This window comes from Deferrivibrio sp. (assembly GCF_055117995.1).
Map to the genome: position 1 here is coordinate 22,882 of NZ_JBSQOT010000008.1, position 13,380 is coordinate 36,261.

The window sequence follows — 13,380 nt, forward strand, 5'->3', positions numbered from 1 at the left end:
ATTTGCCCCTTCTTACTGCTAAGCGGAGTAAAATATGCCGAAAGACTTGCTTGCATATCTTATTTTCGGATTTTCACTGGTAGCGCTTTTTGTGTGGATAATTTTTCACTACTATTCAAAAAAAAGGCATGAGAAAGTGGAATCTATAAAATACAAAATTTTACAGGATGATGATGAGTAACTTTCAGTCATACAGGCGAGTTGTCAGAATTTTTCTGATAGTTACTGCGATAGTTTTGCCTTTTATAAAGATAAACGGCAATCACTTACTTATATTTGATATTTACACATTTGAGTTTCATATATTCGGGCTTGTTTTGCAGATAAATCAGTTTTTGCCTCTTCTGGCACTGGCGTTGTTTATTACTTTTTTATTTTTATATATAACAGTAACTTTTGGCAGAATATGGTGTGGCTGGCTTTGTCCTCAGTCTGTTTCAATGGAAGTTACATCATTTATGGATAAATTTTCAAAAAATGCCATATCTATTAAGGTGTTAAAATTAATTTTAGTTTATTTCATATCTCTGCTTATTGCAGCAAACATTTTGCTGTATTTTATTCCATATGAAATATTTTTTAAAAGTTTAACCGGTGAGCATTTCAGTAGAGGTATTTTTATATCTTTGATGGTACTTGGTACTTTACTTTTTTTAAATTTCTGGCTTGTCAGGTACAGATTTTGTGCGACCGTTTGTCCATATTCTATGCTTCAATCGATGCTTTTTGATAAACATACCCTTGCCGTATGGATGATTCCGGAGACGCGTGATGAATGTATTAAATGTATGGCCTGTGTAAAAGTTTGTTCAACGGGTATAGATATAAGGCAGGGGCAAAATTCTGCTTGTATTAATTGTGCCAAATGTATCGATGCCTGTGCCGATGTTATGGCAAAAAAAGGGAAAAAGTCGCTTTTTGCATATAGATTTGGTGAGAACAACATAAAGAATTTTACAAGATTTTCATCGATTGTTTCAATGTTTCTGGCAATAGTTTCTTTTGTAGTTTTTATATTGGTGGCTTTTAATACAAAAAATGTGCAGGTAGAAGTTATTCCTTACAAAAAGTTTCTTCCGAGATATGTTGGTGATTTTGCTGCAAACGGGTTTATTCTGGTAGTTGAAAACAGCGATAATGTAAATAAAAAAATAAAAATTGAATTAAGAGATATGACAGAATATGAAATTACCCCCGACAGCATGTTTGAGGTTGGTGCAGATTCGAAGAAGGATTTTACGTTTTTTATAAAGATTAAAAAGAATATTGTTGAAGGCAAGCCGATTTTGAATCTCAAAATGAGAATTTTGAATATTACAGATAACAAAGAGGAGATTAAAGATTTGAGCTTTAGAAGACCATTTGATTCAAAGGGGAAAAAACAATGAGAATGATGCTGGGGCTTGTCTTACTGGGGTTATTGCTGCTTGGCTCATCGTTTTATTTTGGAATTAAATACTTTGATGGGAAGGTTGAAGAAAAACCTTATGAAGAGGCAAGTTTATACGACATGAAAAGGGAAATTGTGGAAAAAAATCATTTGAGCCTTGAAATATTGAATATCGAAAAATTGGACAATAAGTATAAGATTTGTTTTACCATAAACGGAAATATTGAAAGACCATTCCCCATTGAGGGTGTGGAAATACTCAGGCCGGCAGGCAAAGATGTAATAAGGCCTGACATAAGAGTCAGAGAAAAAATCTGCAGTGTCAATGTGCCTTTAAGTCAGGGCTACTATATTTTGAAGGTATTTTTAAGGATGAAAGAGATTGTAAGTCTTGAGAAGACAATTTCAATAAAGTAGGAGGCAGTTATGAAGAAAGGGACAATTATTATGATTCTGTCAATTATAGCAATGTTGGTTATACCTTTATTGATTGCGTTAAGTATAAAATAATTATGGGTTCACTCTTTTTTTTGGTACCGCTTAGTCTTTTGCTCGGTATTATTGTGCTTATTTTGTTTTTCTGGGCGGTGAAAAATAAACAGTTTGACGATGTAGAAGGGCCTAAATACAGAATGTTAGATGACGACGACGAATAATTTGACCCAGTGCAGTCACTGTTTGTTAAAATTTAACAAAAATACTGCAATAGTAGAAAAAGAAGGTGAGGAGGAACTTCACTTTTGCTGCCCGGGCTGTCAAAGTGTTTATCATTTGATAAAGGATGGTGGTTTTGGCGGTTTTTATAAAAAGAGGAGAGATTACAAACCAGGACCACCTGAGCTTTCTGTTGTAAGCGATGATCTGTTTATTGATGATGTATTAAAGCATGATGATTATTATGAATTGGAATTTATTGCCACCAATATCAGGTGCGCAGCCTGCATCTGGCTTATAGAAAATTATCTTTCAAAACTCGAGGGTATAAAATACGTGAGAGCAAATTATGCTACTCACAAAGTGAAGGTCCATTGGGATTTCAATAAAATATCATTAGACAAAATCCTTAATGGTATTGCTGAATTGGGATACACCCCAATGCCGGTTTCTGCCATGTCATCTTCAGATTACTTTGTAAGTTTGAAAAAGTCATACTTTTATAAATTCGCTATCGGTGCATTTTTTACAATGCAGATAATGATTTATTCGGTTGCTTTATATGCGGGGTATTTTCAGGGAATAGATAACAATCTTAAATTAATGTTTAGAATTATTGCAATGATTCTTGCTACGCCTGTTGTGTTTTATTCCGGCTTGCCTTTTGCAGTAAACTCAATAAATTCTCTGAAAAATCGAACTTTAAATATGGATGTGCTGGTATTTCTCGGCTCATATTCAGCATACTTTTACAGTCTTTACGGAATATTTACGGGTGGGGAGATATACTTTGACACATCGGCAATGATAATTACCCTTATTCTGCTTGGCAGATATATTGAAACAGAGGCCAAGATAAGAGCATCAAAGGAGATATCCCTTTTGTTCAATCTTCAGCCAAGGCAGACAAAGATAATTAAAAATTTTGATGAAGAAAATTACAAAACGGGGAAATTAAAACCTGTAATAGTTAAAACTTCTTCGGTGAAAAAAGGTGATTATGTTGAGGTTTTGCCTGGAGAAAATATTCCGGTGGACGGTGTTGTGGTTTATGGGACATCTGAAATAGATGAGTCTATGTTTACCGGAGAAAGTGTACCTGTGCATAAAAGGTCAGGAGATTATGTGATTTCCGGTACTTTTAATTTAAATGGAACACTTATTTTTAAGGTTCTTGAGGAGCCTGGAAAATCATCTCTCAATAAAATTGCAGAAGCAATAAAAAAGGCACAGGAGAGCAAGTTTTATTTTCAAAAACTTGCAGATAGGATTACCTCTTTTTTTGTGCCTTCTGTAATTGCAATCTCGTGCATCACATTTTTATACTGGTATTATTCAGGCGCTAAATTTGTGGATGCTTTTTTAAATTCCGTATCTGTCCTTGTAATTGCCTGCCCATGTGCTATGGGGCTTGCAACCCCTCTTGCAATATTGATAGCCACTTCAACTGCCTTTAAAAAAGGTATTCTTATTAAGGAAGGCTCTATCCTTGAAAATATTTCAAAGGTTAAAAGTGTCTTTTTTGATAAGACAGGCACAATAACGGAAGGTATTCCTTCTATTGTAGAAATAAGGGCATATGATTTTTCAGATGTTCTCAAAGTAGCAGCTTCTATTGAGCGTTTTTCCAGACATATTCTGGCAAAATCCATTGTCAATGCTTATAAAGATGATTTTTTGGAGATTGAAAATGTAAAAGAAATTCCAGGCCTAGGGATGGTAGGTTATACTCCTGACAAAAAAATTGTTGCAGCCGGGAATTTGGCACTCCTTGACAATCTCAATATCAGAGCAGATAAGCAGATTTTGAATGATTTCAATACATCTTCCCGCAAAGGTTATACAAATATCTTTGTCGTCTATGATAAGAAAGTTATTGGAATAATATCGATGTTTGATAGGGTAAAGGATAAATTTGATGAAATTTATCAGTTTTTGTTGATGAAAAATATCGATATGACTGTACTGACCGGGGATACAAAAAGCACAGCAGAAGCAGTTTTAAAAAATTATCCGGCGCTAAATATTTTAAGTTCATTAACCCCTTCAGAAAAGGTTGAGTATGTTAAAAATAATCTGAATAAGTTTCCAATAATGATAGGGGATGGGATAAATGATGCACCAGCCTTAAAGCAGGCTTTTATCGGAATTGGGATGGGTAAAGGTACTGAAATAGCCCTTGAAAGTGCTGATGCGGTATTTTTAAACAGCAATATTTTACTTTTAAAAGATTTTTTTAAAATTGCCTCAAAAGCAAGAAAAATTATAATGGAAAATCTTTTCTGGGCTTTTTCCTATAACTTTATTGCCATACCACTGGCAGTCAGCGGAAAAATTCACCCGGTATTTTCTGCAATTTTTATGAGCATAAGTTCTCTTCTGGTGGTATTTAACTCACTAAGGATTAAAACCTTATCCCTGAAATAATAAAAAATATTCCAAGTGTCAGCATTATTAAAAAGCTCAATATCCTGAAAAGAAACCTAACTTTAAGAATAATATTCCCGAATATAGAAACTAAAAGCATTGAAAATGTAGTGCCAATTCCAAAAAGCGCCATTGAAAGTGCCGATTTATAGACATTTGAAAGCGAAGTTACGCCAATCAATGCCCCATAAAGCAGCCCACATGGAAGAAATCCCAAAATTAATCCCATTATAAATGGTGAATTAAATTTTACTTTTGAAATTATTGTGCTGATTTTTCTGGTGATAGAATTGTCTTCAAGCCTTGAAATGACTTTCATGCCGAGAATGTCAAATATCCCATAAAAAATAAGAAATAATCCTGCTATGATAGACAACGCTTTTTGAAAGATAACAATATCTGAGAAAAGGGTGGTTATATTTGTGGTAAGTCCGAAAACAGCTCCAAGTATTGAGTAAGTAATTGTTCTGCCTATGTTGTATTTTATTTGAGGGATTAAGAATTTCAGGTAGCCAGGTGAGTTGGGGGCAAATTTGCTTGAAATAAACAGCACAAAAGGGTTGCACATAAAAATACAGTGCCCAAACCCTCCAAAGAATCCCAGTGACAAAAAACCTAAAAGTTCCAACATACAAAACGTTTAACACTAAACAGAATGAAATTCAATTAAATTATTCAAGACTAATTTTTGCTTGCTTTAAAAGAAACAAATGTTTAATCTGCTTCATATAAAGTTTTTTCTGAGGTAATTGTGCAGATTGACTACAATTTTTTCATATTTATTTTTGCATTATGTTATAGTGTGTTTTTTGTAATTTTGACTATTGCTCTTAGAAACAGCAAATACAGAAAAGTCTTGAGATATGTTTCTATTGTTTATAAAGGTTTCAGTTATTATAATGCCAGGGGTATTTTAAAAGGTGCGATATGGGCGTTTGTAGATGGCATCATTACCGGTGTAATTGTAGCCTTTATTTTAAGGTTTGCTTTTTCTTAATATTTGTTTTCTTTAAGCAAACTGTCAATGGAGAAGTAATCAGCAAGTTTGAGAGTAAAAATGAAATTGCAATTACATTTGATGCCTGCGAAACAAAAACTCCTGCCTATTTTGATGAGAAGATTTTGCATTTTATTGTAGAAAAACAAATTCCTGTAACAATCTTTGTGAATGAAAAGTTTGCCTTGAGAAATTTGAACATGTTAAAAAAGATTGGTAAATTTGATTTTATAGAGATAGAAAACCATTCGGCAAATCACTACCAGTACATGCAAAAACTTGATAATGAAACAATTGTTGAGGAAGTTTTGGCAAACGAGAAGTTTTTGTACAAAAATTTGGGTATAAAAACAAAATTTTTCAGATTTCCCGGATTTAATTATGACAGAAGGGCTGTTGAAGTAGTAGAATCGCTAAAATATAAAATTATCCATGCAAATCTTATAAGTGGTGACCCCGACAAAAATATCACTGCTGAAAAAATGAGCAAATATATAGGGCATAATTTACGCCCGGGTGATATATTGATATTTCATATAAATGGCAGGGGTTACAATACTCACAAAGCATTGCCTGAGATATACAACATAATTAAAAACAGAGGTTTTACTCCTGTCAGGCTTGATAAGGTTGTCAGGTAATATTTAATAACTTTTTTGCATTTTCTGAGAAAATTTTCTCTTTGTCATCATCTGTCAAAAATTTGAAAGATGAAAGTATTTCAACATAGTTTTTCTGGTTGCACCAGGGGGAATCGGTGGCAAATAGAAATCTTTCGATGGGGTGTTTGCCAAAAAATTTTTTTATATCTTCTTGTGGCATTTTATCAAGACAATATGCAGTGTCAAAATATATATCTTCTCCAAGCAGGTATTCTTCAACCTCATCATACATTTCAAAACTTCCCATATGTGCAGCGACTATTTTTAAATTTTTAAAATTTTCTCTGATCTTTTTAATCCTTTCAGGTGTTGCATGATATGGGGGAGGATAGCCAATATCAATTCCGCAATGAAATACTATAAAAAGATTAAAGGATTCACATAAATCATAAATATCAAAAACAGCTTTATCATCTATATAAAAATTTTGATAGTCAGGGTGAAGTTTTAGCCCTTTTACCCCTTCAGATTTATATTTCTTTAAGTATTCTTCGATATTTTCAGACTCTGGGTGAATACTTCCAAGCGGCAGTATTTTGTCCGACCTGATTTTTTTACAAAAATTAAAAATGTTGTCAGATTGTTTTGGGCTTGTAGCAATGTTGCAAATTACTGAGACATCCACGCCTGATTTTTCCATTGATTCCAAAAGACCATTTAATGTCCCGTCGGTGAAAGGAGATATCTTTCCTTTTTCAGACAGGAAGTTAAGAGCACTTTCAGCCAAATGATCAGGGAAAATATGAGTGTGGAAGTCTATAATCATACTTAGTTTATCCCCATAGCTTTATATAAAAAGACCTGCTGTTTGAGATATTCTTTATTCAAGTTTATTATCTCAATATTTAAGTTCTCAATATTTCTTTCGGCATCAATTACATTTATGTAATCAATAAGGCCGTTTTCATATTGACTTTTTGCAATATTTAAAATTTCGTAGTAATCCTGAAGCAATCTTTTTTGTATCTGAATTTTTTTGCTTATATTTTCAAGCTGTATAAATGCTTCATGGATTTCCTTAAATGCATTTTTTACCGTATAAATGTAGTTTATTAATGCCTGTTTTTGCCTGGAGTTTGCTACCTTGACATTTGCCTTTATTCTGCCAAAGTCAAATATTGGAGCTGTTAGACTGCCTCCAATATTCCAGAATTTTGCCGAGGACTGCATGAGATTTGAAAGTTCGTAACTTTCAAGACCTAAAGAGCCGGTGAGAGAAATTGAGGGGAAATATGCTGCTTTTGCCACACCTATTTCAAAGTTTGTTGACTTCAAATTTTCCTCAGCGCTGATAATATCAGGTCTGTTTTGAATGATTTCCGATGGCAACATTGGTGGAAGTTGTATCGGGGAAGGTAAATTTGAACAGCTTATTTCCTTTGAATTGAATATTTCATCAGGCTGTTTGCCTGTAATAAATGAGATGGTGTTTTCAAGCACTTTTTTGCTTCCGAGAATATTTTCAAGTGTGAGGTAGGAGCTATTTAATTTTGCTTCTTCCTGCTTGAGAATGAGGTTGCTTACAATTCCATTTCTAAACTGTTTTTGTCTGTATTCATAACTTTTTTTGTAATTATCAACTATACTGTTAAGTTTGTTTATCTGCAGGTTTAATGCACATATTTCAAGATACGTGGAGATGGTATCGGAAATAAGTTTAAGTTTTACTGTATCAGCATAACTTTTTTGAGCAAGAAGCAGTGATAACTGAGATTTGCTTTTATTTTTTAGCTTTCCAAATATGTCTACTTCAAAGACAGCAGATGCTGAAAGTTTGTAATCGTTTGTGTTTAATCCTTTTCCGGTCACGGATGCCTCATCACTTGTCTGAAATCTGCTTACGGAGCCACTGCCATTTATTGACGGGTAGAGATTTGCTTTTGATAGATTAAAGGCTGCTTCAAGCTCATTTATCTTTTCATAGGCAATTAAAAGATTATCATTATTTTTCAGCGATTCTTCTACAAGTTTTTCAAGATTTTTATCTTTAAAATCTTCCCACCATTTTTTATTAATCATTGTATTCGTTTTGTTGTCTGCTTCAGGCAGATTTATTACGGGCCTTGAATATTTCGGCGCAAAAGAACAGGATATTATTGTAAGTGATAATATTATAATTGAGATTCTTTTCATCATATTACTTCCTTTTAAATATCATTTTTATTCTAATTACCATGTAGTAAAGCCAAGGGATAAAAAATGTGCCAATGAATGTTGCTGCTACCATCCCCCACACTACTGTATGACCGATAATGTGTCTGCTGTTGGCACCGGCGCCACTGCTTAAAATGAGCGGTACAGTCCCTGCAATAAATGCAAATGATGTCATCACAATAGGTCTGAATCTGATTTTTGATGCCTCAATAACTGCATCTAAAATATTCATTCCCATCTTTTTGTATCTTTCTTCGGCAAACTCTACAATTAGAATTGCATTTTTTGCTGCAAGACCAATCAATGTAATAATTCCAACCTGAAGATAAATATCATTTTCCAACCTGAATAAAAATACTCCTAATATCGCTCCAAAAACTGCAAATGGGATTGATAAAATAATGGATATGGGTGCCATCCAGCTCTCATAAAGAGCCACAAGGATAAGAAGCACAAAAATCACTGAGAAAATGTAGGCAGTGCTTCCTGATTGTTTTACCCGTACCTCCTGGAATGATGTGCCAGCCCAGGCTGTGGTATAGCCTTCAGGCAAGACCTCTTTTGAAACCTCCATGATTGCGTTCATTGCATCCCCGGAGGAAAATCCAGGCTTTGGGTCACCTAAAATTTTTGCAGCGGGAAACATATTAAATCTTTCCACTACTGATGCAGAGACTATTCTTTTTAACGATATGAGTGAGCTTAGAGGGACAAGTTTACCTGTGTTTGATCTTACAAAAATATTTCTGTAATCGTCAATATTATCTCTAAACTCTTCGCTTGCTTGAATATTAACGTGGTATGTCTTTCCAAAAAGGTTGTAGTCATTTACATACCCTTTTGCAAAAGTCAGCTGTATTGTAGAGTAAATGTCAGAAATAGAAACACCGAGTGCTTTTGCCTTTTCTCTGTCTACTTCTATCTTGTATTGAGGTACATTAGTATTTAGCGTAGAACGTACCCCCATTAACTCTTTTCGCTGATTGGCTTTTGCAACAATTTCCTGAACATATTTATTTAATACTTGTATGTCAGCACCTGTTCTATCCTGGACATAAAGCTCAAACCCACCTGTCATACTCATCCCTATTATCGGGGGAGGGTTTACTGTAAAGATTAAAGCTTCTTTACTTGCAGAAAACTGCCTCATAAAATTTGCTGCAAGTGCCATTGACGATTCATCTTTATTTTTCCTTTCGCTCCAATCTGTCAATTGGGAAAAAGTAATGGCTGCATCTGTCTTGTATGAGAAGGAGGATAAATCAAGACCTACAATAGATAATTCTTCTTTTACATATTTGTTTGCCAAAAGCTGTTTTTCTACCTCATTGTTAATTACATCACTTGTCCTTTTTAGAGAGGAGCCCGGCATAAGATAAGTTAATGTAAATATTGAGCCTTTGTCTTCTATAGGGACAAGACCTGTTGGCAGGAGTTTGTATATTTTATATGAGGCAAAAATAACAATTCCAAAAACAAGTACGTTTATTATTGCCATCTTTATGATGAGTTTTACACCTTTAGTAAATCCATTTGTAGCTTTTTGGAAAAATGCTTGAAACAGCCTGATAGGTAAAATCGGTTTTTTTTCTGTTTCCCTCAAAAACATTGCACAAAGTGCAGGGGTAAGTGTCAAGGCGACAATACCGCTTAATATCATTGATATTGATATAGTGACGGCAAACTGTTTAAACATCTCACCGCTAAACCCTTGTATGAAGGAAGCAGGGATAAAAACAGCAGATAATACGAGCACAATTGCAATTATTGGTGTAGTGATTTCTTCCATTGCCTTAATTGTAGCCTCTTTTCTGCCCAATTTTTCTTCACGCATAACTCGCTCTACGTTTTCGATAACAACAATAGCATCATCCACCACAAGCCCAATAGCAAGTATAAGTCCGAAAAGGGTGAGCAGGTTGATTGAAAATCCTAATGCGTAAAGTCCTGCAAATGTACCGATTACGGAAACAGGGATTGCAAGCAGAGGAATAAATGTAGCTCTGAAACTACCAAGGAAAATGTAAATTACAAATACTACCAATACTACAGCTATCAAAAGTGTCAAAATTACTTCATGTATGGATTCATTTATAAAAACCGTAGGATCGTAAGGCACATGAAATTTTATATCTGCTGGGAATGATTTTGACAGCTCATTAATTTTTTCATCTACCGCTTTTGCAACCTCAAGAGCATTGGCTCCTGGAGCAAGAAATATCCCCATCGGGATAGCTGGCTGATTGTTGTAGTATGCATTTACATAATAGTTTTCAGACTCAAGCTTTATATCTGCCAAATCTTTTAACCTGATAGATGAGCCGTCAGGGTTTGAGCGGATGATGATATTTTCAAAATCTTTTATTGTTTTAAGTCTGCCTTCCCCTTTTACTGTGTAGCTAAATGATGATTCTTTGGATAAAGGCTCTTGAGATATACCTCCTCCTGGATTTTCTTCATTTTGGGATGAAATTGCTTGATATACTTCTAATGGTGTCAGGTTATAAGATGCAAGTTTATCAGGCTTTATCCAAACCCTTACGGCATATTTTTTTTCACCAAATATTACCGCATCGCCGACACCTTTAATCCTTTTGATATCATCAAGAACATTCATCTGGATATAATTGCTGATTTCTGTATCTGACCTTTTTCCCCCTTCTGACACAAAAGCATATGCTTTCAAAAGGTCAGGCGTCCTTTCTCTAACCTGAATCCCCTGTCTTCTGACCGCTTCAGGAAGCAGGTTGAGTGCAGTCTGGATTCTGTTATTTATATCTACCTTTGCAATTTCAGGGTCAGTCCCTATTTCAAAATAAGCACTGATGCTTAAAATACCTGAAGAAGCCGTACTTGTCATATAAATTAAATCATTAACACCGTTTATAGCCTCTTCAAGGGGGGCAGCAACTGTTTTTGAAATAGTATCGGCATCTGCTCCCGGGTAAATTGCTGAAATATCTATCAGTGGCGGGGTTAGGGTGGGATATTCTTTAACCGGTAGATTTTTCAAAGCTATAAGCCCTAACAAAATTATTGTTATTGCAATAACAGTTGAAAACCTTGGCCTTTCTATAAAAAATTTAGAAAACATAGTTAGTTAACCTCTTTAATTACTTTGTCAATTACGACTTTTGTTCCGGGTTTTACCTTGAAAAAGTTATTTGTAATTACCTTGTCATTCGGTTTGAAAGGACCTTGCACGAAATAAAAATCATCTTTACTTTCTATAATTTGAAGCGGCCTTACCCCTACGACATCATTTTCAACCACAAAGCAGATTGTCCCCATAGGATTTTGCAAAACTGCTTTTTGAGGGATTTTGACAAGATTTTTGGAAGTGACACTTTTAAAGTTTACCCTTACAAATATACCCGGAGTTAATAATTTGTCTTTGTTGTCAATCAAACCTCTGAATTTTACCGTAGATGTAGCTTCATCGACTTTTGAATCCACAAAGGTAATTTTACCGTTTAAGTTTTCAAACCCGGATAATGTTAGATTAACATTAGAAAAATCCCCAAGGTCATTTTTAAGGTTGGAAAAATCTTTGTCGGGTAATGAAAATTCCACATATACCTTTGTGCTGTCCGTAATGGTTACTACAGGTGTCCCCGGTGTGACAAAGTCGCCTATATTTACCATTTTCAGCCCCAAATATCCTTTTTCGGTAGCCAATATGTTGGTATAATCAAGGTTAATTTGAGCTTTTTTAAGCTGGCTGTTTATTAGTGCTATATTTGATTTTGCCTGCTCAAGAGCAAATTTGGCATTGTCAAAATCTTGTTTACTTACAACGTTTTCTTTGAAAGATTGACTTACCCTTTCAAAATCTGCTTTTGCTTTTTCAAGCTGAACTTTTGCAACATCAAGTTGTGATTTGATAATTTCCACATCACTTTTGTAAATTTCATCGTCGATTTTAAAAAGGGGTGCACCCTTTTCAACAAATTCACCCTCTTTGAAGGATTGATTTAAAATAGTGCCTGATACTTTTGCAACGACTGTTGCCACATTATATGCTTTGACTTTTGCGGGGTAAGTAGCCTCAAAAACATATGGCTTAAACCCGCTGATTTCAAAGACATCCACGTGTGGTGCTGGCATCTCTTGTGCGTTTGCAGCCACTAAAAAAAGTAGTAAAAAGCTTGTGATGAATAATTTTTTTAACATATATCCTCCGGGTTATTTAATTCCGTTGATTAAAAAATCTATTTTTTTTGAAAACATTTTTCTGAAATTGCTTAAATTTATATCATCATTCTTTATAATGACAGTATCAAGAAAATAACCGAAAATCAGATACCAGATTGTTTTTGTAATGATGATCAAATCCTCTTCGGAAAAGTTTGATAACTCTTTCTTGGATTTAAGAAACGTAATTAGTGTATTATCAAGGGCGTTGCACATATTGTTGTGACTTTCTTTAACTTTCTGCGGATATCTGTCTACTTCCGAGAAGAAAATTTTTATTGCACCTTTTTTCATAATGAGTTTTTTTATATTTTCAGTTGCTATCTCAAGAAGGGTATCTTTTAAACTGAGATTCTCGAGTTTTGGAATCAAGTTTTTTAAATCCGGCAAAAAGGATTTACTCTGTATAACCTCTTCAAAAATGCTCTCCTTTGAACCAAAATGCCTGAAAAGTGTGACTTCAGAGACACCTGCGTGAAGGGCAATCTTTTTTGTTGTTGTGCCGAGGTAGCCTTTTTGTGAAAAAAGACCAAATGCCGCATCGACTATTTTTTCCTTTGTGCTCAAATATACCTCCATAGTGTAAGTAAGCACTTACATATAAAAACGTGCACAAAAAGTCAAGCTGAAAATCGTATGTATTAAATTTCAAGTATACATTTGACTTATAATAAAAAAATATATATTTTAGGCTCATTAATCAAAAGGGGTGTATTATGTCTGTAAATAAAGAGTTGCTTGATATTTTGGCTTGCCCAAAGTGTAAAGGGGATGTCAGGCTTTCAAAAGACGAGAAAAATATTGTCTGTGATTCATGCAAGTTGCTTTATGAGATAAAGGAAGATATCCCGGTTATGCTTATCGACGAAGCAAAAGAGGTAGAAAACAGCCTTGAGTATTAG

Annotated in this window: 14 protein-coding genes; 8 read left to right on the forward strand and 6 right to left on the reverse strand. The window is 34.4% G+C overall.

From position 1 onward, the window contains the following. The first annotated feature begins 34 nt into the window (after window positions 1–34). The 5 genes from ACTCAF_RS03825 to ACTCAF_RS03845 all read left to right on the forward strand — a co-directional run bounded on the left by ACTCAF_RS03825 (window position 35) and on the right by ACTCAF_RS03845 (window position 4,471). The gene (locus tag ACTCAF_RS03825) at window positions 35–181 is read left to right on the forward strand and encodes a CcoQ/FixQ family Cbb3-type cytochrome c oxidase assembly chaperone (protein ID WP_463061976.1); all 147 of its coding nucleotides are present in this window, start codon (window positions 35–37) and stop codon (window positions 179–181) included. Then, on the forward strand, window positions 174–1,388 hold the full coding sequence (locus ACTCAF_RS03830) for a 4Fe-4S dicluster domain-containing protein (RefSeq protein ID WP_463061977.1): 1,215 nt from the start codon (window positions 174–176) through the stop codon (window positions 1,386–1,388). The genes ACTCAF_RS03825 and ACTCAF_RS03830 overlap by 8 nt, the downstream gene beginning before the upstream one ends. Then, window positions 1,385–1,807, forward strand: coding sequence for a hypothetical protein (locus tag ACTCAF_RS03835; RefSeq protein WP_463061978.1), 423 nt, complete (start codon window positions 1,385–1,387; stop codon window positions 1,805–1,807). Before ACTCAF_RS03830 ends, ACTCAF_RS03835 begins: the two co-directional genes overlap by 4 nt. Window positions 1,808–1,902: 95 nt before the next feature. Continuing rightward, complete coding sequence (ccoS, locus tag ACTCAF_RS03840) at window positions 1,903–2,046, forward strand: cbb3-type cytochrome oxidase assembly protein CcoS (RefSeq protein ID WP_463061979.1); 144 nt, start codon at window positions 1,903–1,905, stop codon at window positions 2,044–2,046. Next, the gene (locus tag ACTCAF_RS03845) at window positions 2,030–4,471 is read left to right on the forward strand and encodes a heavy metal translocating P-type ATPase (RefSeq protein WP_463061980.1); all 2,442 of its coding nucleotides are present in this window, start codon (window positions 2,030–2,032) and stop codon (window positions 4,469–4,471) included. Before ccoS ends, ACTCAF_RS03845 begins: the two co-directional genes overlap by 17 nt. On the opposite strand, the gene ACTCAF_RS03850 is transcribed toward ACTCAF_RS03845, so the two are convergent. Further along, window positions 4,449–5,102: a sulfite exporter TauE/SafE family protein gene (locus ACTCAF_RS03850; RefSeq protein WP_463061981.1), complete on the reverse strand. Its 654-nt coding sequence runs from the start codon at window positions 5,100–5,102 to the stop codon at window positions 4,449–4,451. The two genes, ACTCAF_RS03845 and ACTCAF_RS03850, sit on opposite strands and share 23 nt — an antisense overlap. Window positions 5,103–5,273: 171 nt before the next feature. Here ACTCAF_RS03850 and ACTCAF_RS03855 point away from each other — a divergent pair, with 171 nt between their 5' ends. Next, on the forward strand, window positions 5,274–5,468 hold the full coding sequence (locus ACTCAF_RS03855) for a hypothetical protein (protein ID WP_463061982.1): 195 nt from the start codon (window positions 5,274–5,276) through the stop codon (window positions 5,466–5,468). Then, on the forward strand, window positions 5,399–6,109 hold the full coding sequence (locus tag ACTCAF_RS03860; protein ID WP_463061983.1) for a polysaccharide deacetylase family protein: 711 nt from the start codon (window positions 5,399–5,401) through the stop codon (window positions 6,107–6,109). Before ACTCAF_RS03855 ends, ACTCAF_RS03860 begins: the two co-directional genes overlap by 70 nt. Here the strand turns inward: ACTCAF_RS03860 and ACTCAF_RS03865 are convergent. Genes ACTCAF_RS03865 through ACTCAF_RS03885 form a run of 5 tightly spaced genes read right to left on the reverse strand, consistent with a single transcriptional unit; the run spans window position 6,102 to window position 13,045 of the window. After that, the gene (locus ACTCAF_RS03865; protein WP_463061984.1) at window positions 6,102–6,896 is read right to left on the reverse strand and encodes an amidohydrolase family protein; all 795 of its coding nucleotides are present in this window, start codon (window positions 6,894–6,896) and stop codon (window positions 6,102–6,104) included. The two genes, ACTCAF_RS03860 and ACTCAF_RS03865, sit on opposite strands and share 8 nt — an antisense overlap. A 2-nt stretch (window positions 6,897–6,898) precedes the next feature. Continuing rightward, complete coding sequence (locus ACTCAF_RS03870) at window positions 6,899–8,266, reverse strand: efflux transporter outer membrane subunit (protein WP_463061985.1); 1,368 nt, start codon at window positions 8,264–8,266, stop codon at window positions 6,899–6,901. Window position 8,267: 1 nt separating this feature from the next. Further along, window positions 8,268–11,378, reverse strand: coding sequence for an efflux RND transporter permease subunit (locus ACTCAF_RS03875; protein ID WP_463061986.1), 3,111 nt, complete (start codon window positions 11,376–11,378; stop codon window positions 8,268–8,270). 2 nt (window positions 11,379–11,380) lie between these two features. Continuing rightward, window positions 11,381–12,457 (reverse strand): efflux RND transporter periplasmic adaptor subunit, encoded by a 1,077-nt coding sequence (locus tag ACTCAF_RS03880; RefSeq protein ID WP_242820763.1) that lies wholly within the window; start codon window positions 12,455–12,457, stop codon window positions 11,381–11,383. A 12-nt stretch (window positions 12,458–12,469) separates the two neighbouring features. Further along, window positions 12,470–13,045: a TetR/AcrR family transcriptional regulator gene (locus tag ACTCAF_RS03885; RefSeq protein ID WP_463061987.1), complete on the reverse strand. Its 576-nt coding sequence runs from the start codon at window positions 13,043–13,045 to the stop codon at window positions 12,470–12,472. A 149-nt stretch (window positions 13,046–13,194) separates the two neighbouring features. Here ACTCAF_RS03885 and ACTCAF_RS03890 point away from each other — a divergent pair, with 149 nt between their 5' ends. Beyond that, entirely contained in the window at window positions 13,195–13,380 is a 186-nt protein-coding gene (locus ACTCAF_RS03890; RefSeq protein WP_463061988.1) for a Trm112 family protein, read from the forward strand.

Coding starts and splice junctions, on each gene's coding strand:
- ACTCAF_RS03825 (WP_463061976.1), top strand. CDS start 35: ATGCCGAAAGACTTGCTTGCATATCTTATTTTCGGATTTTCACTGGTA.
- ACTCAF_RS03880 (WP_242820763.1), bottom strand. CDS start 12,457: ATGTTAAAAAAATTATTCATCACAAGCTTTTTACTACTTTTTTTAGTG.
- ACTCAF_RS03860 (WP_463061983.1), top strand. CDS start 5,399: ATGGGCGTTTGTAGATGGCATCATTACCGGTGTAATTGTAGCCTTTAT.
- ACTCAF_RS03890 (WP_463061988.1), top strand. CDS start 13,195: ATGTCTGTAAATAAAGAGTTGCTTGATATTTTGGCTTGCCCAAAGTGT.
- ACTCAF_RS03870 (WP_463061985.1), bottom strand. CDS start 8,266: ATGATGAAAAGAATCTCAATTATAATATTATCACTTACAATAATATCC.
- ACTCAF_RS03845 (WP_463061980.1), top strand. CDS start 2,030: ATGACGACGACGAATAATTTGACCCAGTGCAGTCACTGTTTGTTAAAA.
- ACTCAF_RS03875 (WP_463061986.1), bottom strand. CDS start 11,378: ATGTTTTCTAAATTTTTTATAGAAAGGCCAAGGTTTTCAACTGTTATT.
- ACTCAF_RS03850 (WP_463061981.1), bottom strand. CDS start 5,102: ATGTTGGAACTTTTAGGTTTTTTGTCACTGGGATTCTTTGGAGGGTTT.
- ACTCAF_RS03830 (WP_463061977.1), top strand. CDS start 174: ATGAGTAACTTTCAGTCATACAGGCGAGTTGTCAGAATTTTTCTGATA.
- ACTCAF_RS03835 (WP_463061978.1), top strand. CDS start 1,385: ATGAGAATGATGCTGGGGCTTGTCTTACTGGGGTTATTGCTGCTTGGC.
- ACTCAF_RS03865 (WP_463061984.1), bottom strand. CDS start 6,896: ATGATTATAGACTTCCACACTCATATTTTCCCTGATCATTTGGCTGAA.
- ccoS (WP_463061979.1), top strand. CDS start 1,903: ATGGGTTCACTCTTTTTTTTGGTACCGCTTAGTCTTTTGCTCGGTATT.